This is a genomic window from Streptomyces sp. CA-210063 (assembly GCF_024612015.1).
Classification (GTDB): Bacteria; Actinomycetota; Actinomycetes; order Streptomycetales; family Streptomycetaceae; genus Streptomyces.
Window position 1 is genome coordinate 7,480,410 of sequence record NZ_CP102512.1, and the last position, 22,044, is coordinate 7,502,453.

Consider the following 22,044-nt stretch of genomic DNA (forward strand, 5'->3'; position numbering starts at 1 on the left):
GCCATGAACCCTCTGGACCACCCTCTGCACCGGCCGGCCATCGTCCGCCAGGTCTCCGAACTCATCGGCGCCACCCCGCTGTTCGAGCTGTGCCGCACCGAGAGCGACGCACGGCTGCTGCTGAAGCTGGAGCAGTTCAACCCGACCGGGACGGCGAAGATACGCATGGCCCGGCAGATGGTGATCGACGCCGAGGAGCGCGGGCTGCTGCGCCCCGGCGGCCGGATCATCGAGTCCACCTCGGGCAACACCGGGCTCGGTCTCGCGGTCGTCGCCGCCGAGCGCGGCTACACGTTCACCGCGGTCGTCGACCACCACGCCTCCAAGGACAAGCTGCGCGCCATGAAGGCCATGGGCACGGAACTCGTCTACGTCGCCGACGAGGGTGACGACGACCTGGCCACGGCCGCGCGTGAGGAGCTGGCGGAGCGCATGGCCGCCGAGTCCGACAACGCCTACTTCACCGAGCAGCACAACAACCTCGCCAACGGGGTCGGTTACCACCCGGTGGCCCGGGAGCTCGACGCCGCGCTGGACGGCCGTATCGACATCCTGATCGGCGCGGTCGGCACCGGCGGCGGCCTGTTCGGCACCGGGGGCGCACTGCGCCGGACCGTGCCCGAGGTCACGATCGTCGGGGTCGAGCCCAAGGGCTCCATCGCCTTCGGGCCGCCCGCGCACGACTACCACCAGTCGGGGACCGGCACACCCGAGGGCGCCACCATCGGCGCCATGGTCGACTACGGGCTGCTGGACGAGGGCGCGAAGGTCGGCGACGTGGAGGCCTTCGCGACCGCGCGGGCCGTCGCCCGCCGCACCGGGCTGCTGCTCGGCGGCTCGGCGGGCGGGGTGGTGTACGAGGCACTGACCCGGATGACCTCGCTCGCGCCGGGGACGACTATGGTCGCTCTGATCAACGACGGCGGGGAGAAGTACCTGGACACCGTCTTCGACGACGACTGGATGAGCGCCCGGGACCTGCTCTCCCCCGACGTCGAACGCGAGGTGGACGAGCTGCTCGCCAAACTCCGCCGCGTCGCACCGGACGCGCGGGGATAACACCCCGTCGTACGCCCCCCACACCCCAGGAACGGAACCGATGCCGCCCGCCCTCGCCCGCCTCCTCGGCGACAGCCGCGCCCTCGCCTCGCTCGCCGTGCCGCTGGCGCTCACCCAGCTCGCCCAGGTCGCCCTGACCACCACCGACACCGTCATGATGGGCCTGCTCGGCACCGAGGCCCTGGCGGCGGGCGGCCTCGCCATGGTGATCTTCAACCAGTTGCGCACGATGGGCGTCGGCATGGTCACCGCCGTCGGCAACCAGGTCGCGGCGGCCGACGCGCGGGCGGAATCCGCCGGGGTCTCCGAGGAGGCGCAGGAGGATGTCCGGGACCTCGTCCGCGCCAGCCTCCTGCTGTCCACCCTCGCGGGCGTCGTCGGTGCCGTCCTGATGGTGCTCATCGGGCACGCCGTGATCCTGCTCGGCCAGGACCCGGAGGTGGTCGACGCCGCGAAGCCCGTCCTCTACACGATGGCGCCCGGACTGATCCCCTGCCTGTGGTTCCAGGCGATACGGCAGTTCACCGTCGGCATGCGCCGCCCCCAGGCCCTGCTGCGCATCACCCTCGCCTCGATCGCCGTCAACGTGGGCCTCAACTGGGCCTTCATCCACGGCACCTGGATCTTCCCCGAGCTGGGCCTGCCGGGCATCGGCCTGTCCACCAGCCTGGTGTACGCCCTGTCCTGCCTGGCCCTCTACTTCTCCGCCCGGCGCGACGCCCGGCTCGCCCCGGTGCTGTCCCTCAGTATCTGGAAGACCCGGCCCGCCACGCTGCGCAGGCTCACCGGCCTCGGCACGCCGATCGCCGCCACCTACGGCTCCGAGGCGGGCTTCTTCTTCGTCGTCGCGCTCTTCGCGGGCAGCTTCGGCACGTCGGCGCTGGCCGCGCACACCGCCGTCAACCAGCTCGTCTACATCGTCTTCCAGATAGCCGTCGGCCTCTCCCACGCCGCGTCCATCGGGGTCAGCCGTGAGCTGGCGCTGCACCACCTGGCCGCTGCCCAGCGCCTGAAGACCACGGCCCTGGCCTGTGCGGCGGCGGTGATGGCCGTGGTCGGGCTGGTGTACGTGACCCTGCCGGGCCTGGTCCTCGCCCCCTTCTTCGACAGCGGCGACGACAGGGCCGTGGAGATCGCCACGCAGCTGCTGCTGGTCGCCGCCGTACTGCAGTTCTTCGACTGCACCCAGAACATCGGCGTCGGTCTCCTGCGCGGCCTCGACGACACCAAGGGCGGCTTCCGGGTCACCCTCGTCGGCTACTGGCTCGTGGGCCTGCCCGCCGCAGTCCTTCTCGGCCTCGCCACCGGGCTGGACACCCTCGGCATCTGGCTCGGCCTCCTCACCGGCCTCGCCACCACCGCCGTACTCCTCCTGCGCCGCTTCAACCGAGGCCTCGACCGGCTGCCCCGGGCGACGGAACCGGCGCCGTCCCAGGCCTGATGCTCCGCTCGGTTCGGCCGGCGGACCACCCGCCGGCCGTCCGCCGCCCTACGTCTTACGCGTCCAGCATCCGCCGCAGCAGATTCCGCAACGACTCCCGCTCGGCCGCGCTCAACCCGGCCAGCGGCTCCCGGGCGAAGCCCAGGGAATCCCGCAGGCTGCGAGCCACCCGCCGCCCCTCCTGCGTCGCCGCGGCCAGCTTCACCCGTCGGTCGTTGGGGTCGGGTCGCCGCTCGACCAGCCCCCGCCCCTCCAGCCGGTCCACGATCCCCGTCACGTTCGACGGTTCGCAGCGGAGTTTCTGGGCGAGGCGGCGCATGGGGAGCGGTTCCAGGGACAGAAGACCGAGGAGGCGGGCTTGGGCCCCGGTGAGGGAGTGTTCCGCGGCGGCGTCCTCGTACTCCTCGTGGTAGCGGGCCACGACCGTACCGATGAGCTCGACGACCTCAAGGGTCAGCGAGTCGACGCGGGGGGTCGGGACGGTCGTCTTCTCCATGGCCATGGGCTCCAGACTACCTCTTTACTTGACAACATGAAATATTCAAGCGCATGGTTGTTTCAGGTAGTGAAGTAACCGCACGGTATGTACGAACGCACCCGCAGGAAGGCCCCCCATGTCCGACACCCCCGCCCTCCCCGCCACCAGCCGCGAATGGCACCTGCTGAGCCGCCCCGTCGGCTGGCCCAAGGACGAGGACTTCGCCCTGGTCGAGGCGGAGATCCGGCAGCCCGGCACGGGTGAGGTCCTCGTACGGAACAAGTACCTCTCCGTGGACCCGTACATGCGTGGCCGCATGAGCGACGCGAAGTCGTACGTCGCCCCGTTCGAGCTGGGCAAGGTCATGCAGGGTGGTGCCGTGGGCGAGGTCGTGGCCTCCGGGGCCGAGGGCATAGCCGTCGGTGACCACGTGCTGCACTTCGGCGGCTGGCGCGAGTACGCGACCTTCGACGCCAAGCAGGCCGTGAAGGTGGACCCGGACGCGGCGCCGCTCTCCGCCTACCTCGGCGTCCTCGGCATGACCGGTCTCACCGCCTACGCGGGCCTGCTGCGGGTCGGCGCCTTCAAGGAGGGCGACGCGGTGTTCGTGTCCGGCGCCGCCGGCGCCGTCGGCAGCCAGGTCGGCCAGATCGCCAAGCTGAAGGGCGCCTCCCGTGTCATCGGCTCCGCCGGCTCCGACGAGAAGGTCAAGCTGCTCGTCGAGGAGTACGGCTTCGACGCCGCCTTCAACTACAAGAACGGCCCGGTCTGGGAGCAGCTCAAGGAGGCCGCCCCGGACGGCATCGACGTCTACTTCGACAACGTCGGCGGCGAGCACCTGGAGGCCGCGATCGGCGCGCTCAACCTGCGCGGCCGGGCCGTGATCTGCGGCATGATCTCCCAGTACAACGCGACCGAGCCGACCCCCGGCCCGCGCAACATGGTCAAGATCCTGCAGAACCGCCTCCGCGTCGAGGGCGTCCTCGTCGGCGACCACTACGACCTCCAGCCCCAGTTCGTCCAGGACATCGGCCCCTGGGTCGCCTCGGGCGAACTCAAGTACCGCGAGACGGTCGTCGAGGGCATCGAGAACAACCTCGAAGCCTTCCTCGGCGTCCTGCGCGGCGACAACACCGGCAAGATGATCGTCAAGCTCTGAAGAAGCTCGCGCGGCAGAACCCGTGACGCTTGTATGACTCAGTCGTTGCACACGCCGGAGTCCGCACCCCTGGACGTGGGGTGCGGACTCCGCCATGTGTGCGGACGTACGGCCTCAGCCGGCCGACGCCGCCGTGTGCACCGCCCGCACCAGCTGCGCGTTCTCCGGCGCCGCCCCACCCGGGAAGGCCATCCGGCGGCGGGTGTAGCCGTATGCCAGGCCGCTGCGGGGGTCGGCGAAGGCCTGGGAGCCGCCCGCGCCGCTGTGGCCGAAGGCGCCGGCGCCCAGGAAGGGGTAGAGGTTCTCGCCGGTGGCCTGGAAGCCGAGGCCATACGCCCTGGGGGCGCGGGCCACGAGGTCGAAGCCGAGGGAGTGGATCTGGCCCACCTCGGCGATGGTGTCGGGCTTCAGTAGCGGAGGTCGGCCGTCCACCGTGCTGATGGCCGCCGCGTACATGCCGGCGAGGCCGCGTGCGGAGGCGATGCCGCCCGCCGAGGCCTGGCCGCTCGCCCGGACGGCGGGGGAGTTGGGGAAGTCGGTCAGCTCGCCCGGGTCCGGCACCTGGCTGTTGAACGCGATCGAGGACAGCGTGTGCGGTCCGCGTGGCACCGCGTCCAGTTCGGCCTGCTGGGCGGGTGTCGGGACCATCGGCAGGACGGTACGGAAACGGGGCTCGTGCCCGGGCGGCAGCCCCAGGAAGAAGTCGAGGCCGTACGGGGCACGGACCCGCTCCTCGTACACCTCCGGGAGCGTGCGGCCCGTCGCGCGCCGTACGACCTCTCCGGTGAGCGCCCCGATGACGAGCGCGTGGTAGCCGAAGGCGCTGCCCGGGCGCCAGAAGGGGCGCTGGACGGCGAGGCGTTCGGCGATGACGCGATCGTCCGCCAGCTCCTCGTCCGTGAACCCGGCGTCGATGCCGATGAGCCCCGCCCGGTGCGTGATCAGTTCCCGCAGGGTCACCGAACCCTTGCCCTCGGCCGCGAACTCCGGCCAGTAGTGGGCGACTTCACGGTCCAGCTTCAGCACACCGTCCTGGACGAGGAGCGCGACGACGAGATGGGCGGCCCCCTTGGTGGAGGAGAACACGCCGTGCAGCGAGTCACCGCCCGCCGCCGCGTCCGCCTCGGGGGCCGCCCACAGGTCGACGACCCGCCGCCCGTGCACATACGCGGTCAACTGCCCCTCGTAATCGGCCCGTTCGGTGGCCACGAACGCGGCGAACTCCTCGCGCACCGCCTCGAAGCCGTCGGCGACCGTGCCGTGGACGGTGACCGTCCCTGTCTGCTGTGTCATCGCGCTCCCGCCTGAATGATCGACCGATGATGAGTGGGTCAGGACACCGTCAGCAACGCCCGCCCCACCTGCGGGAATTCTCCCTTCGGGTGGTCACGGAAGAGCGGTTCCGTGCCGAAGAGGACAGCGTTCGGGCCGCTGACGACGGACGGCCGGCCCGCCGCCGCTGCCGGGCCGCCGGCGCCGTCCTCCCGTGGCCGCCAGTGCCCGGAGACGAGCGGGTTTCCGGTGCCGTACGACTGCTCGACGGTGACGCCGGGGCCGAGGTCGGTGAACCAGACGGGCGCGTAGACGAAGCTGTGGTCCGGTGCGCCACCTGTCACCGGGCCGCCCGAATTCACCACGCGGACCACGCCGTTGGCGTCCCCGTTGCCCGCCACCGCTGTCGCCTTCAGCTGCCCGGTGGCCGTGGTGAGCGCGGCGCCGGTCGCGCCCCGGCCGACCAGCCCGTGGCCGCCGAGGAAGTCGGCGAGGGCCGTACGGGCGGACGCGTTCAGACCGCCGTACGACAGCCCGGACGACACGAAGAGCACATCGGCCCTCGACCAGTCGAAGCCCGCGTTGAGGACCGCCGTCGACACCGGGACGACGTCGAAGTTCATCTCGCGGAGTGCGAACAGCTCGCCCGCCGTGACGGCCGCGGCGACGCGGACCGGGTGGAGGGGGATGCCCTTGACGGTCCTGGTCGCGTCGAAGGCCACGTCGTACGACCTCGCGAGCGCCTCGGCCTGCCGTCGCGCCGAGGACGGGACGAGCGCGCTGCCGTCGGCCGCCTGACGTACCGAAATCCCGTCCTGGAGAAGGGAGTTGAGGGCGGCGATCTCCTGCGGGGAGTCCAGGCGCAGGCGCAGATCGCCGCGCGGGGCCACGTATCCGACGCGGGCCGCCGCCTTCACCGGGCGTGCGGAGACGGCCGACAGCCGGCCGCTCTCGACGCCCACCACACTCGCCCCCCACAGCCGGCCCAGGCTCCAGCCGGAGATGTCGTACATCACCGAGACCTTGTCGCTGATGTCCCGCCCGTCGGCCAGCAGGACGTTGGCCAGCCCACGCTTGGGCTGGCGCATGTCGACGACGTACGAGCCCTTCGCGTACGACCGGCCGCCGAGCCGGAAGGAGTGGGTGGCGCGGGTGACGCGTACGTCGTTGGCGAGCAGGTGGTCGACGAGGCGGGCGGCGGCCGTGGCGGACCGCTGGGCGGTGCCCGCCGGGATGACGTAGGCGCGCGGGAACTTCGTCGTGTAGACGTCCTCGGGGCCGATGCCGGGCACGCCGGGCACGGTCTCCTCGGAGACGGGGACCTGGGCGGCGCCCGTGGCACCGCGCCGGAAGACCTCGATCTGGTCGGCGATCAGGGAGGTCCGCCTCTCCCGCACGAAGTCGAGCGTCGCGCGCAGGGCCGCGCCCGCCACGTCCACGTTGATCGCGGAGCGGCGACGGAGTTCGGTGGCAGGCAGCGACTCGTAGTCCGCGTTGTTGACGCGGAGCGGGATCTCCACGGTGTGCGCGGCGACCGTGCCGTGGAAGGCCGCGTACTGCGGGGTGAAGATCGGCGGCCAGTCGTCCCAGCCCTCCTCCGCGTCGCGGAACGGGATCTGGGCCGGGTCGACGCCGTCCTTCCCGGGTGTGTAACCGAGGCCGTTGACGGCGGACTCCATGCCGAGGGCGTTGGCGTAGGTGTTCTTGAGGAAGAGGTCGTACTCGTAGTTCTCGCCGTGCGGGGGAGTGGTCGGCTCGATGAGCGTGCCGTTGACGTACCCGTGCAGGTCGAGCATCACGGCCGGCTGTTTGTCGATCTGGATCTGGCGCATCACCCGCACCTCGGGCTGGGAGGCGGTGACGAAGTCCCGGTTCATGTCGAAGCCGCCTGCGTTCGTGCGGGTGCCCGCGATACGGCCGTCCGGGTTGGCGGTGATGTTGAAGTACAGGCGGGAGTGGGCGAGGAGGTCCCTCGTCTTCGTGTCACTCGCCGTCGCGAGGCGCTCGATGAGCTTCAGGGACGCGTCCGTGCCCTCCCACTCGTTGCCGTGGATGTTGTTGTTGAAGAAGACGGGCGTCTTGTACGACTTCTTGACCGCCGGGTCCTTGGCGGCCGACCCCGGTGCGGATTCGATGAGTTCGCGCATCCTCGCCTGGCTACGGGCCTGGCGTGCGGTCTCCGGGGCGGTCACGGTGACGAGGTAGAGCCGGTGGCCGCCGGCCGAGCGTCCGGCGACCTCGACGCTCACCCGGTCGCCGAGCCCCTGGAGGGCGTTCAGCTTCGGGGCGATGGCGTGGTACGGGGTGAGGCCGAGCTTGATGGACTTGTCGGCCGGGTTCTCGGGATCGGGGGAGAGGATCTGCTCGCGGGGATAACCGCGGCTGGAACCGGCCGTGTCGGCGAGGTCGGTGACCGGCGCCGTGAGGCCCCGCCGGGCCGCGCCCGCCGGGGCCTTGGCGGCGCCCTGCGGCAGCGCGGAGCCCTCGCGGACGGTGGGCTTCGGGTCGGCGCCCGCGGGGTGCGGGGCGATCAGGAGCGACCCTGTGGTGACAGTGACGGCGGCAACGCTGAACAGTGCGGATCTCGGGCCGGGTCTCGGCGGACGCACGCTACCTCCTGGAGTGGGGTTCCTCGGACGTGCCGGTGCGGGTGTGTCAACCACGGGAGGTCAACCACAGGTGGTCTACCTGTTCGACTCCCGGGCAACAAGAGGGCACAGCCATCACCCGTGCCTCGAACGGCACTTCTTCGGGCGCCGGAGAGGGCATGCTGAACGCGGTACCGGCTCGGGCTCGGCCGTCGGCCTGCCCTTCGGCGGCCTTCGGCTCAGACTTCGACTCGGCGCCGGGTCTCGCTTCGGCTCGGCGTCGGGTCTTGGCTTGGGCTCGACCCGGGCTCGGCTTCGGCTGGACCTGGCCTCGGCTTCGGCTCGACCCGGGCTCGGCTTCGGCTCGACCCGGGCTCGGCTTCGGTACCGCCCGGTACGAGGTGAGGCTTCGCGCAAGGCGAGGAGGACCCATGGCCCCGATCCCGTCGCTGATTCCGTCCCTGCCCGGCAGGGACGACCTGGTGCGGATGGCGCGCACCACGACCGACATCACCGGCCAGCTCCTGGACACGGCCGGGAACATCACCAGGATCGCCGTCAACACCCTTGATCCACGCGACGGTTCGGGCACCGAGATGCTGCGCGTACTGCGCCGGACCACGGCCGAGCTGGCCGACGCGAGCGCGTCGCCGCAGGCCCAGGAGGCCTTCTACCGCATCGTGGAGACCCTGACCCGGCTGGCACCACCGGCGCGCCCCTCGCCGTCCACCCCGTCAGCGAACCGGCTCAGGCCCTCCTCGCCGCCATCGGCGACAGCCTGCTGCCGGTCCTCGACGCGGTCGAACCGGCGGTCGAGGAGGCCGTGGTGGTCCTCGGCGAGCTGGTGGAGGCGAGCTCCCCGCTGCTCCCCGCGGCGGCGGGCCTCGCCGCGGGCACCCTGCTGGTCCTGACCCCCGTCCTCCACGCCGCCGCCGAGGTCCTGCGCGACTCGACCCCCGAACTCCGCCGTATCGCCGACGCGTTGACCGCCGCGCTCGCCCCGCTGATACCGTCCCTGTGGACTGAGCGGAAGTGAGCCCGATCAGCCGCGCGCCCCGAACGGTCTTGGGCGCACTGGTCCCCGGCGTACTCGACCCCGGGGCGGTGACACGCATCCTGTGCGTGGTCCGGGCCCGGGAGGCCAGTTCCCTGCGCGACCTGGCCAAACAGGTACAGCCAGAGGCGACGGGGAGGCCCTGAACCATCACACCGGTGGAACAGGGGCCCCGCACGCTGACGCCTACCTCGCGTCCCAGATCGCACAATCACGCTAACCCAAACGGCCCAGGGCAGCGCTAGCCTGGAAGCCGACCATCACACGATCGAGCTAATTCGACCTCGTATGCACTCCTTGACGAGCAGTTACCATCCCCCCAGGTCGGGAAGATGACCACCGAGGCCCACCACGTCGATCACGAACTCGTCCAGGCCGCGGCGCAGGTCGCCCGCACCCGGTGCCGGGGCGACAACCACACCATGGCGGCCGCGGCCCGCGCTCGGGACGGTCGGATCGTCACGGCGGTGAACGCCTACCACTTCACCGGAGGCCCCTGCGCCGAGCTGGTCCTCATCGGCACGGCAGCAGCCCAGGGGATCTACGAGCTGGACACGATCGTCGCCGTGGGCGACCGCGACCGGGGCGTCGTCCCGCCGTGCGGCCGGTGCCGTCAGGTCCTTCTCGACTACTTCCCCGCCCTCAAGGTCATCGTCGGCCAAGGCCAAGGCCAAGGCGAAGACGACCGCGTCCGAGCCGTCCCCATCGCCGACCTGCTGCCCGAAAGCTACGTCTGGGCCGACCACCAGCTCGACGCCGAGTAGTCCGCGACTCGGTACGACCGGTACGACCGGTACGACCGGCACGACCCGCCCCCGCCGGCCGAAGCGGACCACCAAGGCCGCCCCCACGTGCTACGCATCAGCGATGAACCCTTCCGACTCCGACACCGAGATGTCACGCGGCGCGCGTCTGGCCGCCCACAGCGCCGTCTCCGCCGCCCTCGCCCCGCACAGCGACCGCGCCCTGGGCGAGCTCCTCGACACGGCCGCCCCGCTGGGCTCCGGCATCGGCGGCAAGTCGGCGCTGCTGGAGGTCGCCGGAACCCCGGTCTTCGTGAAGCGCGTCCCTCTCACCGACCTGGAGCGGCGGCCGGAGCACGTCCACTCCACGGCGAACCTCTTCCGGCTCCCGCTCTTCTGCCAGTACGGCATCGGCAGCCCCGGCAGCCCCGGTTTCGGCGCCTGGCGGGAACTCGCCGTACACACGATGACGACGAACTGGGCGCTCGCGGGGGAGTACGACGGCTTCCCCCTCATGCACCACTGGCGCGTACTGCCGGACTCCATCCCCCTCCCCGAGGAACTGGCCGACGTCGAACGGGCCGTCGCCCACTGGGGCGGCGGCCCCCACATACGCCACCGCATCGAGGCCCTCCAGAAGTCGTCGGCGAGCATCGCGCTGTTCCTCGAGTACATCCCGCAGAACCTCCACCACTGGCTGGGCGAACAGACGGCCGCCGGTGCCGAGGCAGCCGACCGGGCCTGCGCCCTGGTGGAGCGTGAACTGGCCGTAGGCGTCTCCTCCATGAACAGCCGAGGCCTCCTGCACTTCGACGCCCACTTCGAGAACATCCTGACCGACGGCCACCGCCTCTACTTCGCCGACTACGGCCTCGCCCTCTCCTCCCGCTTCGCCCTGTCCCCGCAGGAGACCGCCTTCTACGACCGCCACCGCACCTACGACCACTGCTACTCCCTCAGCTACCTGGTGAAGTGGCTGGTCACCGATCTGTACGGCTACGGGCGGGACGAGCGCGAGGCCCGGATACGCGCGTACGCCCGGGGTGAGCGCCCCACCGGCATCCCGGACACCGCCGCGGCGATCATCACCCGCCACGCCCCGCTCACCGCGGTGATGACGGACTTCTCCCGCCGCTTCGGGGACGGGAACAGGGAGACCCCGTATCCCCTGGACCAGCTCCGCCGACTGGGCCTCGTCACCTAAAAGAGGCAGCCAGTTTCCTAAAACCTTTAGGCAACTGCATAATCGACCATGTCGAGCGAAAGGAGCGCCATGGCACGCGTAGGGCTCACCCCGGAACGCCTGACCCAGGCGGGCGCGGAGCTGGCCGACGAGATCGGCTTCGACGAGGTGACCGTCTCGGAGCTGGCGCGACGGTTCGACGTGAAGGTCGCGAGCCTGTACTCGCATGTGAAGAACTCCCAGGACCTCAGGACCCGGATCGCCCTGCTCGCCCTCGAGGAACTGGCCGACCGGGGCGCCGCCGCGCTCGCCGGGCGGGCCGGCAAGGACGCGCTGACGGCGCTGGCGAACGTGTACCGCGACTACGCCCGCGAACACCCCGGCCGCTATGCCGCGGCCCGGTTCAGACTCGACCCGCAGACGGCCGCGGCCAGCGCCGGCGGCCGGCACGCGCAGATGACGCGGGCGATCCTGCGCGGCTACGACCTGACCGAGCCGGACCAGACCCACGCGGTCCGGCTGCTGGGCAGCGTCTTCCACGGCTACGTCAGCCTGGAGTCGGCGGGTGGCTTCAGCCACAGCGCCCCCGACTCGCAGCAGAGCTGGGAGCGGATCCTGGACGCCCTGGACGCCCTGCTGCGCAACTGGCCCGCCCACCCACCCCGTTGACCGTCGGGACGACCGCCCCCACACCGCCAGGCAGTCCACCCCCACCGATCGTCAGGTTGAGCCATGCCCGCGAAGCACGAGAAGCACAAGAAGCACGACTGGATCACGACTTCCATCACCGCGGAACTCCTGCGCGGCGCCCTGGAGTTGGAGCGCACCGAGCGCGGCGTGCTGCCGCACCGGCTGCCCGCCCGGGCCCGCGCCCAGTGCGCCGACCCGCAGCTGGCCATGGTCGAGTCCCAGCCCTCCGGCGTACGCCTGGTCTTCCGCACCCGCGCCACCACCGTCGAACTCGACACCCTGCGCACCAAGCGGACCTACGTGGGCGCCCCGCCGCGCCCCGACGGCGTCTACGACCTGCTCGTCGACGGCCGCCTGACGGACCAGGCGAGCGTGCCGAACGGCAACACCGTGACGATCGACATGGCGGCCGGCACGGCGGAGCACCGCGCGGGCCCGCCCGGCACCGTCACCTTCACGGACCTCCCCGACGGCCTCAAGAGGGTCGAGATCTGGCTCCCGCACAACGAGACCACCGAACTCGTCGCCCTGCGCACCGACGCCCCCGTCGAGCCCGCCCCGGACCAGGGCCGCAGGGTGTGGCTGCACCACGGCAGCTCGATCAGCCACGGCTCCGACGCGGCCAGTCCCACCAGCATCTGGCCCGCCTTCGCCGCCTCCCTCGGCGGCGTCGAACTGATCAACCTGGGCCTCGGCGGCAGCGCCCTCCTCGACCCCTTCACCGCCCGCGCCATGCGGGACACCCCCGCCGACCTGATCAGCGTCAAGATCGGTATCAACCTCGTCAACCACGACGTGATGCGGCTGCGCGCCTTCACCTCCGCCGTCCACGGCTTCCTCGACACCCTCCGCGACGGCCACCCCACCGCGCCCCTCCTCGTCGTGTCCCCCATCCTCTGCCCCATCCACGAGGACACCCCCGGCCCCAGTGCCCCCGACTTCACCGACCTCGCCGAGGGCCGCCTCCGCTTCCGCGCCATGGGCGACCCCGAGGACCCCACCCCCGGGAAACTGACCCTCCGACTGATCCGCGACGAGCTCTCGGCCCTGGTCGCCCAACGCACGCCCGACGACCCCAACCTCCACTACCTGGACGGCCTGGCCCTTTACGGCGAGTCCGACGCCACAGCCCTCCCGCTCCCCGACGACCTCCACCCGGACGCGGAGACCCACCGCCACATCGGCAACCGCTTCGCGGACCAGGTCTTCACAGCCAACGGCCCCTTCGCGCCCTGAAGGGCCGCAGGCCCTTTCAGGGGCGCGGGGAACTGCGCGATCAGCCACACACAACCGGCACATACGCTCCCACAGAGGTCCCCCTCACCCCTTCTGGGTAAAGTGCGCCCATGCGCGATCTAGGGGTGGGCTTCCAGTACCTCGTCCGTGGCCAACGCTGGGTGGCCCAACACGGCAAGCAATACGGCTTCGGACTCGTCCCGGGCCTGATCACACTCGTCCTCTACATAGCAGCCCTGGTGGCCCTGGCCTTCTGGGGCCCGGACTTCGTCACCTGGGCCACCCCCTTCGCGGACGACTGGTCCAGCCCCTGGCCGGGCCTCTTCCGCGGCTTCCTCACCGTCGTCCTGTTCGCCCTGGCCCTCGCCCTCGCGGTCATCACCTTCACCGCCGTGACCCTCCTCATCGGCCAGCCCTTCTACGAGAACCTCTCGGAGAAGGTCGACCGGGACGTCTCCCCCGACGGCACCGCACCGGAGTCGGGCCTGCCGCTGTGGCGGGAGCTGTCGATCTCGGCCCGCGACAGCCTCCGTATCCTCGCGCGGGCGCTCCTGTGGGCCGTGCTGCTCTTCGCCCTCGGCTTCGTCCCGTTCATCGGCCAGACGGTCGTCCCCGTGATCGGCTTCTTCGTCACCGGCTTCTTCCTCACCGAGGAACTGACCGCCGTGGCCCTCCAGCGCCGCCGCGTCGAACTCCGCGACCGCCTCGCCCTGCTCCGCTCCCGCAAGATGCTCATCTGGGGCTTCGGCACCCCGCTGGCCCTCGCCTTCCTGGTGCCGTTCGTCGCCGTCTTCCTGATGCCGGGCGCGGTGGCGGGCGCCACCCTCATGGCCCGCGACCTGCTCGGCGAGGAGACGGCCGACGAGGACGGGCAGAACCGCGCCGTCCACCCCGGCCACCCGAACCCCATGTTCCGTAAGCCGGAGGTCGGCGGGTGAACGAGCTCCTCGCCCTGGAAGCCGTCCCTCACACGGTCGAGCCGGTGACCGCCACGGTCACGATCGCCCGCACCTGAGCCACGATGTCCAGCCGGTTCCGTACGAACTCGGGATCGGTCACGGCCCCGGTCGTCGGATCCGTGTTGCCGGCCCCGAACTGCAGGACCGGCGTGTGCACATGCCCGCCCGGCAGGGAGCCCAGCCCCAGCCGGTCGCGCAGGAGCGTGGCCCGGTAGGCGATCTCGTTGGAGAGGTAGTTGCCGCCGCCTCCGGCCCGCGCCGTCGACCCGGCGGTCGGCCCTTGTGGCCGTACGACCGCCTCCGTGCCGCCCGCCGGGATCTCCGTCACGCTCGTGTTGTCGTACACCGGGAAGCGGCCGGTGTTCGCGGCGACGATGTCCGCGTACGGCAGGGTCGTCGACGTCCACTGCGGCTGCGTGGCGGGATCGGCGACCGGGATGGTCTCCGTGCGGCCGATGTTGTCGTTGTCCGGGAAGCCGCCGCGCCAGGCCCCGTTGGTCCGCTCGATGTCGAACCGGCCGACCCGGCCCTGACTGACGGTCGCGAAGAGATCCACGCGGGGCAACTGCCGCCGAAGCGTGCGCTCGACCGTGCCGTCCGCGAAATCCTGCCAGCGGACAGGGAACACGGCGGTCTCGATCCGCGCCGGCCCGTCGGCGGTCTGGATCACCGTCCCGTCGAGCGCGAGGGCCGTGGCCCCGGACGGATTGGAGATCCGCACGTCCCGGTCCAACGTGAACGGATCGAACCCGGTGACGAGGATCCGCTTCACGTCCTTGCCACGGGAGCCGTGCGCCGGATACCGAAGGGAGTCCTGCCCGCGAGACGCCTGCTCCAACTTGCCTATCAGCGCCACTCTCTGACGATCATTCAGATCGAACCCCGGCTCCCACCCCCGCACTTCCCGCGTCATCCCCAACCGCGCCCAGTACAGCGGCCGGTCGTCGTCCCGGCTCAGATCCCCGCGCGCCGGCGCCCGCCCCTGCACCCGGTCCACCGCCCGCGCCCACAACCGCGCCCCCTCCCGTACGACGATCCGCTCGGCCTGCGCGTACGACCGCGCCTTGCTGAGCGCCCGCCCCAACTCCGGGGCCACGGCGTCGAATCCGGAGCGCCGCAGAATCTCCTGGGGCGCGGCCCGGTCGAGCCGCTGCTCCTCGACGGTCGCCGAGACATCCGCTTCGGCACCGCCGGCCGTCGTCGGGGCCGCGAGCCCCGCCAGCAGTGCGAGCCCGAGTACGCCGATCCGAACAGGTAGGTAATTCAAGGGAGTTCAGGTCCTTCCGTCGCCGTGGGGGAGCGTGGTGCCGAACGGCCGAAAGTATCGCGTGACATGAGTGGCGCGCGCTACGGGAGGTGCGCCGGATCAAAGCCGGGAGCCCCAGGCAGGGATCTCCCCGACCGCCTCCCGCAGCACCCCGACGAACGCCTCCCGCGGCCGGGTGACCCTCAGCCCACGTCCTCGCCCAGCAGGGTCAGGAAGTCCCGGAACGCCCCCGGCATGTCCACGGCCTCCGGATCCAGCAGCCACTGGTACTGCAGTCCGTCCATCACGGCCACCAGCAGCGGCGCCGCCCGCTCCGGCGTGAGCCCGCTGGGCAGCCGGCCCCCGTACTCGGCGCGCAGCACCTCGGCCATCGCCCCCCGCACCCGCCCGTACCGCTCGGTGAAGAACTCCCGCGCCGGATGCCCCTCGGTGACGCTCTCGCCGAGCAGCGCGGAGAAGGTCTGGATGATGCCGGGCCGCATGGCGTTGTACTCGACGAGGGAACCCAGCAGATCGAGCCGCAGCGGGCTGTCGGGCACGGCGTCCCAGCGGTCGCGTTCCTCGAGGACGGCGACGAGGAGCGCGTCCTTGGTGGGGAAGTAGTGCAGCAGCCCCTGCTGGGTGAGCCCGACGCGCTCGGCGACCGCGGCCATGCTCGCGCCCCGGTAGCCCCGCTCGGCGATCACCTCCAGAGCCGCCCGCACGATCCCGGCGCGCCGCTCCTCACCCCTGACGCCCCTGGTCCTGGTACCGCTCATGGCGTCACCGTACGGCACATGGCCCCATAGGGCCCGGCTGAACATAACGGCAGGATAACGAAACCTACCGCTCTACAGGTGATGGAGGCACGATGGGAGGGCAGAACGGACTCGATGAGGAGGCACCGCGATGGCGGCAACCCCGGGCACGACCCCGGCCGACGAGGCACGCGAGGCGGTCGTGGAGGCGGCCCTCGGCAAGCTCGACCTCGACGCCAAGGCCCGGCTGCTCTCCGGCCAGGACATGTGGACGCTGCCCGCGCTTCCCGAGATCGGTCTGAAGTCCCTCGTGATGTCCGACGGCCCGATCGGTGTACGAGGAGTGCGCTGGACCGCCGACGACCCGTCCGTCGCACTGCCCTCCCCGACCGCCCTCGCCGCCACCTGGGACCCCGAACTCGCCCGCAGGGCAGGCGTGTTGCTGGCCCAGGAGGCCCGCCGCAAGGGCGTCCACGTCCTCCTCGCCCCCACCGTCAACCTCCACCGCTCCCCGCTCGGCGGCCGCCACTTCGAGGCGTACAGCGAGGACCCGTACCTCACCGGCGAGATCGGCTCGGGCTACGTGAACGGCGTCCAGTCCGGCGGCGTGGGCACCACGGTCAAGCACTTCGTCGCCAACGACGCCGAGACCGACCGCTTCACGGTGAACAACCTGGTCGGCGAACGCGCCCTGCGCGAGCTCTACTTGGCCCCCTTCGAGGCGATCGTGGCGAACGCCCACCCCTGGGGCATCATGACCGCCTACAACACGGTCAACGGCACCACGATGACCGAGCACCACTACCTCGTGAACGAGGTCCTGCGCGACGAGTGGGGCTTCGACGGCTTCAACGTCTCCGACTGGATGGCCGCCCGTTCGACGACCGGCGCCATCGAGGGCGGCCTCGACGTCGCCATGCCCGGCCCCGTCACCGTCTACGGCGAAGCCCTGGCCACCGCCGTACGCGCCGGCGAGGTCAAGGAGACCAAGGTCGACGAGGCGGTCCGCCGGGTCCTGCGCCTGGCCGCCCGCGTCGGCATCCTGGAGGGCGCCGACCCGGTGGTCACCGAGCCCCCCGCCCCCGTCGACGGCGACGCCCTGGCCCGCGAGATCGCCCGCCGCGCCTTCGTCCTCGTCCGCAACGAGGTACGGAACGGGCAGCCGGCCCTGCCCCTGCGGCCCGGCGCGAAGATCGCGCTGATCGGTTCCGCGGCCCGCGACGCCCGCGTCCTCGGCGGCGGCTCCGCCACCGTCTTCCCGCCCCGGATCGTCTCCCCGCTCGACGGCCTCACGGCCGCTCTCCCCGAGGGCACGCTGACGTACGCGGTGGGCGCCGACCCGAACACCGAACTGGCCGTCGCCGACAAGGGATTCGCACTCCGCGCCATCTGCCGGGACGCCGCCGGTCACGTCATCGGCGCGGACCCCGCCCCCAACGGCACCGTCCAGTGGTTCGACACCGCCCTTCCCGAGGGCGTCACCCCCGAAGCCCTGCACACCGTCGAGCTGACCGGCACCTTCACCCCGCGCGAGACCGGCACGCACACCTTCGGCATCAAGGGCCTCGGCGCCTTCAAGCTCACCATCGACGGCACGACGTACTTCGACGCCGCCCAGACCACCGACGAGGACGACCCCTTCGTGTCGTTCTTCGGCGCCCCCGTCCCCCGGGCCGAGGCCGACCTGACCGCAGGCACCCCGGTCGGGGTCTCCCTCACCTACGTCGTGGCACTCCCCGACAACCTCCCCGTGAAGGTCGTCGCCTTCTCTCTCTGCCACCAGGAACCGCAGCGCGACCCCGACGACCTGATCGCCGAGGCCGTGGAGGCCGCCCGCGCCGCCGACACGGCCGTCGTCGTGGTCGCCACCACCGAACGCGTCGAGTCCGAGGGCTTCGACCGCAAGGACCTCCACCTCCCCGGCCGCCAGGACGACCTGGTCCGCGCGGTGGCCGCCGCCAACCCCGACACGGTCGTCGTCGTCAACTCCGGCTCCCCGGTGGAACTCCCCTGGCGCGACGACGTCGCCGCCGTCCTCCTCACCTGGTTCCCCGGCCAGGAGGGCGGCGCCGCCCTGGCCGACGTCCTCACCGGCACCCACGAGCCCGGCGGCCGCCTCCCCACCACCTGGTGCGCCCTCCCGGACGCCCCCGTCACCCAGGTCGTCCCGACATCCGGTGAACTCGCCTACGACGAGGACGTGTTCATCGGCTACCGGGCCTGGGAGAAGAACGCCGCGACCCCCTCGTACCCCTTCGGCCACGGCCTCGGCTACACCGACTGGACGTACGAGTCCCTCGAGATCACGGACGGTACGACGGCGACGGTCCGCGTCCGCAACACGGGCGACCGGGAGGGACGGGAGACCGTCCAGCTCTACCTGGCCCCGACGACGCCGGACGAGAACCGCCCACCCCGCTGGCTGGCGGGTTTCGCGACGGTCGAGGCGGCCCCCGGCGAGACGACGGAGGCAGTCGTCCGACTCCCGCGCCGAGCCTTCGAGATCTGGGACGAGACCGCCAACTCGTGGACGCACAAGAACGGTTCGTACGAGGTAGTGGCAGGCCGCTCAGTGGCTGACCGCCGCCTCACGGCAACCATGGAGGCGTAGGGCACAGCGGCCGACCCAGGGGCGCGGCGCACGCCCACGGCGGAACCCCAGGTCACGACTTCTCCTCGGCGTCCTCGCTGATGATCCGGTACGCGATCTCCGCCAGCCGCGCCTGCCCGTTCACGCTCGGGTGGAACCAGTCCCACTGGCTGAGCTGGGACTGCCCGAAGCGGTAGTCGAAGACGGCGTCTCCGTCGTAGCGGCAGTAGCGGTCCTCCTCGCAGACCTCGCGCAGGACGTCGTTGTACGCCTCCACCCGGTCCTGGACGGTGTCCCGCCGCTCGGTGGCAGCCGCGGTGAGGAGGTCGGGGTCGGCGAGCATGGACGGGCAGATGCCCAGCTTCCAGACCTGCTTGCCGACCGGGTTCGTACGGCCCTCGGACCACAGCCGCTTCAGGTCCGGGACGCTCGCCACGAACACCTGAGCCTTGGGCAGACTGTCGCGCAGGGCGGCCATCGCGTCCTCGAAGTCGGCGCGGAAGTCGGCGACCGGGGTCATGGCGGCGGCGCTCGCACGGCACGCGTCGTTCGCGCCGATCATCACCGCGACCAGCTCCGGCTCACGCGTCACCGCCCGTGCCATCTGGCTCGGCAGGTCGGCCATCCGGGCCCCGGTCACCGCGTAGTTCCAGCTCCGCCGGGCCGCGCCGGCCGCACCCAGCAGCCGTACGGCGAGGCTGTCGACCGAGGCGTCGCTGCCGGTCGCCCACGAGACCTCGGGGCAGTCGGACAGCACCTTGCACGCGTCGAAACCTCGGGTGATGGAGTCGCCGACGGCGACCAGCGACTCGGGGGTGCTGTCCCAGGCGGGGGTGGGCGACGCCGAGGGCTTGGCCTTCGACTCCGTTCCCTCGGGGCCGGGGGAGTTGCCACCGGTGGCGTCGCAGCCGGTCACGGCCAGCAGGACCGCCGCCAAGGCGGCACCGAACACCGCCCTCGAACGGTGGCGTCGCATCCGCATCCCCTGGTCCCCTCGTCGGTCCTACACGTGCACGTTCTCACCCATGACAACGCGCGAGGGTTCCCGACGCGGGAGGCGCATGCGAAGGGCGTGGCGAAAGGTGCAACTGTTCCGTACCGCACAGGCGTCCCCTCGGGTGAAACCCGCGTTCTTCCTGGCTCTGGCTCCGACGGTACGTCACACTCCTTGCCCCGCCGCACGGTAGCCTCGCCACGTGGCGGCTCCGCCACTGCCGTTCCATCAAATGACAAGATGCGCTGCTCTGTGGAGGCCCCGGTGACGACACGTGGAGTCCTGTACGTGCACTCCGCGCCGCGTGCGCTGTGCCCGCACGTCGAGTGGGCCGTCGCGGGGGTTCTCGGGACGCGCGTGAACCTCGACTGGATCCGGCAGCCGGCCGCCCCGGGCACCTGGCGCTCCGAGTTCTCCTGGCAGGGGCAGGCCGGTACGGCCTCCAAGCTCGCGTCCGCGCTGCGCGGCTGGCACCTTCTCCGCTTCGAGGTCACCGCCGAGCCCTGCGCCACCGCCGAGGGCGAGCGCTACAGCTGCACCCCCGACCTCGGCATCTTCCACGCCGTCACCGGCATCCACGGCGACATCCTCATCCCCGAGGACCGCCTCCGCGCCGCGCTCACCAGATCCCAGCGCGGCGAGACGGACCTGGAGGCCGACATCGCCAAGCTCCTGGGCAAGCCCTGGGACGACGAGCTGGAACCCTTCAGATACGCGGGAGAGGGCGCACCCGTGCGTTGGCTGCACCAAGTGGTGTAGAGGGCCGCTTTCGGGTGCAGGCAGGATGCAAGCTTTTAGGGGCGCGGGGCTGTGTCGATATGCGGCTCCGCCGCGTGGGCGCGACCAGCCCCCACCCACTCGCACCCGACGTACAAACCGATGTGGCCCGAACCCCTGAAAAGGGATCCGGGCCACACCCACGTCAGCGGTCAAACGGTCCTGAACGCCAGCACCACGTTGTGCCCACCGAACCCGAACGAGTCGTTGAGGGCGGCGATGCGGCCCTCGACCGGCAGCTTCCTGGCCTCCCCGCGCACAATGTCCGCGTTGGCCTCCGCCTCGGGGTCGAGGTTCTCCACGTTGATCGTCGGCGGAGCCACCCGGTGGTACAGCGCGAGCACCGTCGCCACCGTCTCCACCCCGCCGGCCCCGCCGAGCAGATGCCCGGTCATGGACTTCGTCGCGGACACCGCGAAGTGGTCGGTGTCGTCGCCGAACACCTTCCGCAGCGCCTTCAGCTCGGCGATGTCACCGGCCGGCGTCGACGTCCCGTGCGCGTTGACGTGCATGATCTCCGCAGGGTCCAGGTCGGTGCGGTCCAGCAGGTTCTGGAGGGCGTGGGCGATGCCCCGCCCCTCCGGCTCCGGCTGCACGATGTCGTGGCCGTCGGCGGAGATGCCCTGGCCGACCGCCTCCGCGTAGACCCGGGCGCCACGCGCCGCTGCGTGCTCCGCGGACTCCAGGACGACCACGCCCGCACCCTCGCCGAGGACGAAGCCGTCCCGGCCGGTGTCGTACGGACGCGACGCGCCCTGCGGGTTCTCGTTGTTCTTGGACATCGCCATCATGTTGCCGAACGCGGCGATCGGCAGCGGATGGATGGCGGCCTCGGTGCCACCGGCGATCACGATGTCGGCGCGGCCGGTGCGGATCATCTCGATGGCGTAGCCGATGGCCTCGGCGCCCGACGCGCAGGCGGAGACCGGGGTGTGCACACCGGCGCGGGCGCCGACGTACAGACCGACGTTGGCGGACGGGCCGTTGGGCATCAGCATGGGCACGGTGTGCGGGGAGACGCGGCGTACGCCCTTCTCCTTCAGCACGTCGTACTGGTCGAGCAGGGTCGTGACACCGCCGATGCCGGAGGCGATGACCGCACCGACCCGGTCCGCGTCGACGGTGCCGTCGTCGGCCGAGGTCTCGGTGTAACCGGCGTCGGCCCACGCCTCCTTGGCCGCGATCAGCGCGAACTGCGCCGAGCGGTCCAGACGGCGGGCCTGCGGCCGGGGAATGACCTCGGTCGGCTCCACCGCGACCGGTGCGGCGATACGGACCGCCTGCTCGGCGGCCCACTCCTGCTCCAGGGCACGGACACCGGACCGGCCGGCGATCAGCCCCTCCCAGGTGGAAGTCGCGTCGCCACCCAGCGGTGTGGTTGCGCCGATACCGGTGACGACCACGGTGCGATTGGTCGAGCTCACGGGAATTTTCTCCAACGGTTACGAGGATTCAGCGGCGCCACCGCCGGGTGGCGGGGCAAACGGACTGCTCCGCGGACCGGGCCGGACCCGGTCCGTCGGATCAGGCCTGGTTCTTGAGGATGTAGTTGGTCGCGTCGCCGACCGTCTTGAGGTTCTTGACGTCGTCGTCCGGGATCTTGACGTCGAAGCGCTCTTCGGCGGCGACGACGACCTCGACCATGGACAGGGAGTCGACGTCCAGGTCGTCGGTGAAGGACTTGTCCAGCTGGACGTCCTCGACCGGGATGCCGGCGATCTCGTTCACGATGTCGGCGAGACCGGCGACGATCTCTTCCTGAGTGGCGGCCATGTCGGGCGCTCCTTCGTTGTTTTCCAGAGGGTTGGCGGCCCGCC

The 22,044-nt window shown here is 71.4% G+C and carries 19 protein-coding genes; 11 read left to right on the forward strand and 8 right to left on the reverse strand.

Annotation, left to right across the window (positions count from 1 at the left end; all coding sequences use genetic code 11):
* Nucleotides 1–3 precede the first annotated feature (3 nt).
* The gene (locus JIX56_RS32690) at nt 4–1,059 is read left to right on the forward strand and encodes a cysteine synthase family protein (RefSeq protein ID WP_443031924.1); all 1,056 of its coding nucleotides are present in this window, start codon (nt 4–6) and stop codon (nt 1,057–1,059) included.
* Nucleotides 1,060–1,099: 40 nt separating this feature from the next.
* Nucleotides 1,100–2,500, forward strand: a complete 1,401-nt coding sequence (locus JIX56_RS32695) for an MATE family efflux transporter (protein WP_257545904.1) — start codon at nt 1,100–1,102, stop codon at nt 2,498–2,500.
* Between the two features lie 55 nt (nt 2,501–2,555).
* Here the strand turns inward: JIX56_RS32695 and JIX56_RS32700 are convergent, their stop codons facing one another.
* Complete coding sequence (locus JIX56_RS32700) at nt 2,556–3,002, reverse strand: MarR family winged helix-turn-helix transcriptional regulator (protein WP_257545905.1); 447 nt, start codon at nt 3,000–3,002, stop codon at nt 2,556–2,558.
* 112 nt (nt 3,003–3,114) lie between these two features.
* Here JIX56_RS32700 and JIX56_RS32705 point away from each other — a divergent pair, with 112 nt between their 5' ends.
* Nucleotides 3,115–4,137: an NADP-dependent oxidoreductase gene (locus JIX56_RS32705; RefSeq protein ID WP_257545907.1), complete on the forward strand. Its 1,023-nt coding sequence runs from the start codon at nt 3,115–3,117 to the stop codon at nt 4,135–4,137.
* A 114-nt stretch (nt 4,138–4,251) separates the two neighbouring features.
* On the opposite strand, the gene JIX56_RS32710 is transcribed toward JIX56_RS32705, so the two are convergent.
* The gene (locus JIX56_RS32710) at nt 4,252–5,430 is read right to left on the reverse strand and encodes a serine hydrolase domain-containing protein (protein ID WP_257545909.1); all 1,179 of its coding nucleotides are present in this window, start codon (nt 5,428–5,430) and stop codon (nt 4,252–4,254) included.
* Between the two features lie 38 nt (nt 5,431–5,468).
* Entirely contained in the window at nt 5,469–8,018 is a 2,550-nt protein-coding gene (locus JIX56_RS32715; RefSeq protein ID WP_257545911.1) for a M14 family zinc carboxypeptidase, read from the reverse strand.
* An 805-nt stretch (nt 8,019–8,823) separates the two neighbouring features.
* Here JIX56_RS32715 and JIX56_RS32720 point away from each other — a divergent pair.
* The 6 genes from JIX56_RS32720 to JIX56_RS32745 all read left to right on the forward strand — a co-directional run bounded on the left by JIX56_RS32720 (nt 8,824) and on the right by JIX56_RS32745 (nt 13,841).
* On the forward strand, nt 8,824–9,033 hold the full coding sequence (locus JIX56_RS32720) for a hypothetical protein (protein ID WP_257545912.1): 210 nt from the start codon (nt 8,824–8,826) through the stop codon (nt 9,031–9,033).
* 350 nt (nt 9,034–9,383) lie between these two features.
* Nucleotides 9,384–9,815 carry a cytidine deaminase family protein gene (locus JIX56_RS32725; protein WP_257545914.1) on the forward strand — a complete coding sequence of 144 codons (432 nt, stop codon included), beginning with the start codon at nt 9,384–9,386 and terminating at the stop codon, nt 9,813–9,815.
* 130 nt (nt 9,816–9,945) lie between these two features.
* On the forward strand, nt 9,946–10,998 hold the full coding sequence (locus tag JIX56_RS32730) for a serine/threonine-protein kinase (protein ID WP_257551266.1): 1,053 nt from the start codon (nt 9,946–9,948) through the stop codon (nt 10,996–10,998).
* A gap of 69 nt (nt 10,999–11,067) precedes the next feature.
* Entirely contained in the window at nt 11,068–11,646 is a 579-nt protein-coding gene (locus JIX56_RS32735; protein WP_257545916.1) for a TetR/AcrR family transcriptional regulator, read from the forward strand.
* 63 nt (nt 11,647–11,709) lie between these two features.
* On the forward strand, nt 11,710–12,903 hold the full coding sequence (locus JIX56_RS32740; protein WP_257545918.1) for a GDSL-type esterase/lipase family protein: 1,194 nt from the start codon (nt 11,710–11,712) through the stop codon (nt 12,901–12,903).
* 110 nt (nt 12,904–13,013) lie between these two features.
* Nucleotides 13,014–13,841 (forward strand): EI24 domain-containing protein, encoded by an 828-nt coding sequence (locus JIX56_RS32745; protein ID WP_257545920.1) that lies wholly within the window; start codon nt 13,014–13,016, stop codon nt 13,839–13,841.
* Between the two features lie 28 nt (nt 13,842–13,869).
* Here JIX56_RS32745 and JIX56_RS32750 read toward each other — a convergent pair whose 3' ends face one another.
* Together JIX56_RS32750 and JIX56_RS32755 are read right to left on the reverse strand one after the other, a co-directional pair.
* Nucleotides 13,870–15,129, reverse strand: a complete 1,260-nt coding sequence (locus JIX56_RS32750; RefSeq protein WP_257545922.1) for a pyroglutamyl-peptidase I family protein — start codon at nt 15,127–15,129, stop codon at nt 13,870–13,872.
* A gap of 182 nt (nt 15,130–15,311) precedes the next feature.
* Complete coding sequence (locus JIX56_RS32755) at nt 15,312–15,905, reverse strand: TetR/AcrR family transcriptional regulator (RefSeq protein ID WP_257551267.1); 594 nt, start codon at nt 15,903–15,905, stop codon at nt 15,312–15,314.
* Between the two features lie 112 nt (nt 15,906–16,017).
* On the opposite strand from JIX56_RS32755, the gene JIX56_RS32760 reads away from it, so the two are divergent.
* A complete protein-coding gene (locus tag JIX56_RS32760; protein ID WP_257545924.1) occupies nt 16,018–18,477 on the forward strand; it encodes a beta-glucosidase family protein in 2,460 nt (819 codons plus the stop codon).
* 52 nt (nt 18,478–18,529) lie between these two features.
* Here JIX56_RS32760 and JIX56_RS32765 read toward each other — a convergent pair whose 3' ends face one another.
* Entirely contained in the window at nt 18,530–19,438 is a 909-nt protein-coding gene (locus tag JIX56_RS32765) for an SGNH/GDSL hydrolase family protein (RefSeq protein WP_257545926.1), read from the reverse strand.
* A 276-nt stretch (nt 19,439–19,714) separates the two neighbouring features.
* Between JIX56_RS32765 and JIX56_RS32770 the strand changes: the two genes are divergently transcribed.
* On the forward strand, nt 19,715–20,209 hold the full coding sequence (locus JIX56_RS32770; RefSeq protein WP_257545928.1) for a DUF3145 domain-containing protein: 495 nt from the start codon (nt 19,715–19,717) through the stop codon (nt 20,207–20,209).
* Between the two features lie 170 nt (nt 20,210–20,379).
* On the opposite strand, the gene JIX56_RS32775 is transcribed toward JIX56_RS32770, so the two are convergent.
* The gene (locus JIX56_RS32775; protein WP_257545930.1) at nt 20,380–21,651 is read right to left on the reverse strand and encodes a beta-ketoacyl-[acyl-carrier-protein] synthase family protein; all 1,272 of its coding nucleotides are present in this window, start codon (nt 21,649–21,651) and stop codon (nt 20,380–20,382) included.
* A gap of 100 nt (nt 21,652–21,751) precedes the next feature.
* Entirely contained in the window at nt 21,752–22,000 is a 249-nt protein-coding gene (locus JIX56_RS32780) for an acyl carrier protein (RefSeq protein WP_257545932.1), read from the reverse strand.
* Nucleotides 22,001–22,044: the final 44 nt, after the last annotated feature.